The 2,006-nt window shown below is 67.6% G+C and carries 3 protein-coding genes; 2 read left to right on the forward strand and 1 reads right to left on the reverse strand.

The window, feature by feature from the left end; genetic code table 11:
• Together JCM25156_RS24960 and JCM25156_RS14920 are read left to right on the forward strand one after the other, a co-directional pair.
• A partial coding sequence (locus JCM25156_RS24960; protein ID WP_034960159.1) for an NADH-quinone oxidoreductase subunit D-related protein occupies window positions 1-855 on the forward strand: 855 nt, incomplete at its 5' end.
• Between the two features lie 9 nt (window positions 856-864).
• On the forward strand, window positions 865-1,314 hold the full coding sequence (locus tag JCM25156_RS14920; RefSeq protein ID WP_025813703.1) for an NADH-quinone oxidoreductase subunit B family protein: 450 nt from the start codon (window positions 865-867) through the stop codon (window positions 1,312-1,314).
• 31 nt (window positions 1,315-1,345) lie between these two features.
• Here JCM25156_RS14920 and JCM25156_RS14925 read toward each other — a convergent pair.
• The coding region (locus tag JCM25156_RS14925) for a CDP-alcohol phosphatidyltransferase family protein (RefSeq protein WP_025813704.1) at window positions 1,346-2,006 on the reverse strand (661 nt) is incomplete at its 5' end.

Below are 2,006 nucleotides of genomic sequence, written 5' to 3' on the forward strand. Positions count from 1 at the left end.
GGCAAGTGTCGCCCATCAGCCGCGTTCGCCCAGGCGCTGGCGCGGGCCACGGGGAGCGAGGTATCGGCAGGGGGAAATCATGCGGCCGCGTTCCTGGCCGAACTGGAACGCATCGCCTCCCATCTGGAGGTTTTGACGCAGGCCGCCGAAATATTGGTCGATGCACGTTTCGTCGCCCTGGCCGCGTCGCTGCTGGAACGGGTGCGGCGGGCCTGTCGGGAGTTATGTGGCAGGCGCTTCCTGTTCGATGTCCTGCCGCCCGCGCCAGACGCGGCGCATGACCCTGCGCTGGCGGCGGGCATGGTGGAGACGCTGCATGATGGGGGCCGGGAGATGATGCGTCTTTTCAACCGTCCGCGCGGACTGGCCATGCGGGCGGCGGGCAGGGGCGTTCTGACCGCCGCCGTCGCGCGCCGATGGGGCATTGCGGGCTGTGTCGCGCGGGCCAGCGGCATTGAGGGGGATGTACGCCGGCTCCTGCCCGCCTACCGCCCGGAATGGGTGGGCGGCCATGTCCGGACGGAAGGCGATGTCGCCAGCCGCCTTGCCATCCGCCTGCATGAGATCGGGGAAAGCACGCATATACTGGGCGTATTAAACGGCGCCGCGAAGCCACCGTCTTCTCCCATGCCTGACCATGGGGCGGGGGAAGGTCTTGGCTGGGTGGAGGGGCCGCACGGGCCGGTCTGGCACTGGCTGCGGCTGGAAGGCGGGCGCATCGCCGCGTGGTGGTGTGGCGATCCGTCGCTTGGACATATACAGGCGCTGCCCGACATTCTGTCGGGTGCGATGTATGATGATGTCACGCTGATCCTGACCTCGCTCGGGCTATCGGCGGCGGGCGCGGATTTATAGGGGCGGGTAATGGCGTATCTGCATCTGTTCCGGCGCGGCGCGGCGTTGCCCCGTCTGGCCGCGCTGGATATTTTTCATATGGAAACCGGTGGATGCACGGGCTGCGCGCTTGAACTGCGCGCGTTCATACGCGGGGGAAAATCCATGTGCGGCACGGTGCGCCTTGTCTCCACCCCCCGGCAGGCCGGCATGCTGCTGCTGACGGGCAGCCTGACGGTGGAGATGGCCCCGGTGGTGGAAATGGCGTGGCAGGCCATGCCCGGCCCACGTGTTCTGGCCGCCGTGGGGGATTGCGCGGTCAACGGCGGGCTGTTTCCCCCCGGTTACGCCACGCTGGGTGGGGTGGGCACCCATGCGCGCACCAGCCTGTCGTTACCGGGCTGTCCGCCCGCGCCGGAAGACATACTGGCGGCCCTGACGGACTGGCAGGCACGTGACGGTGCGGATGGAGCCATCTGAAGAAACCGCGCGATCCTTGTAAACCGGCGTGTCAGCCCGATGTGGCGGGCGTGGCGGGTGTGGGGTCGTCACTTTCCTGCAACGCCTCGGCTTCCCGGCGCAGGCGGTGGAAGCTCATGCGGCTGATCGGCAGGAGCAGGATATAGATGATGCCCGCCGCCGCCAGCGCGCCCCAGGGTTCGGCCACCAGAATGGCGGCATAGGCCCCCGTGCCCAGCATGGTGGGCAGGATCATGGGGGCGGGAACCTTGAAGTTCTTGAACGACCAGACCGGCAGCGTGGAAACAAGCAGGAAGGCCGTGCCCCCCAGTGTCAGCGCGGGCAGTATGGGCGCGCGTGTCAGGTTGTACAGCCACTCCCAGTGCAGGTGTTGTGCCTCCAGCCCGAGAAACAGCGGGAACAGCGCAAGGCCCGCGCCCGCCGGGGCGGGAACGCCGGTAAAGAAGCTGCTGGCGTATTTGGGCTGGTCGGCGTCATCATCAAGGCTGGCGTTGAAGCGCGCCAGACGGAGCGCCATGCATACCGTGAACATGATGCACGGGATGTAGCCAAACCGCCCCCCTTCATGCAGCGCCCACAGGTACAGCACGAAGGCGGGCGCAACCCCGAAGCACAGGAAATCGGACAGGCTGTCGAACTCCGCCCCGAAGCGGCTGGTGCCGCGCAGCAGGCGCGCGATGCGGCCATCCAGC

The sequence above is a fragment of the Komagataeibacter kakiaceti JCM 25156 genome, from assembly GCF_000613305.1.